1 pseudogene is annotated in these 511 nt (G+C 71.0%); it reads right to left on the bottom strand.

The annotated features are described in order from the left end of the window. Positions 1 to 260, bottom strand: a pseudogene (locus VE26_RS18340) (hypothetical protein); the annotation flags it as partial. Between the last annotated feature and the right edge of the window lie 251 nt (positions 261 to 511).

The following is a 511-nucleotide window of genomic DNA, read 5'->3' on the forward strand; positions in this document are numbered from 1 at the left end:
TCCTCGAGGCGACTCTGGTCCGGCAAGACGCCGGCGTCGTCAGGGCCGGTTGGGATGAGCCGACGGGACCCGGGCTGGGTCAGGAGGGAGGCGAGTGCAGGCGGAGCGTGCTGGTACGAGGGCAGGGCCAGGCGGCGTGGCGCTGAATGGAGGTGGTGCCGGATGAGGTCGACCTGCCGGGCATGCAGCGAAAGGTTGACCACAGCCTGCAGCGGCGGGCCGAGGCGGGCGGCGGCAAGGCTGAAGGCGGAGGCCGGCAAGTGAAAGGCACGAGTCGCCGAGGAAGGTGCCGTTGCAGCCACGCTCGGCATGGAGAGTGTCGGGCCGGGGCGTCCAGCGGTCCAGGGAAGCGGCAATGGCGTGCGGATCGTGATAGCCCGGGGTCTTGCGCTGCAGGGCCATCACGGCGTAGCACCCGGCAGGGTTGAGATGGGCGGCCGGCCAACCCGGCCATTGCAGCACCCGACCCTTTTGTTGCAGCTCAGTCGGCAGGAGCTGGCCGGGCGCCGCC

The organism is Devosia chinhatensis, from assembly GCF_000969445.1.
GTDB classification, from domain to species: domain Bacteria; phylum Pseudomonadota; class Alphaproteobacteria; order Rhizobiales; family Devosiaceae; genus Devosia; species Devosia chinhatensis.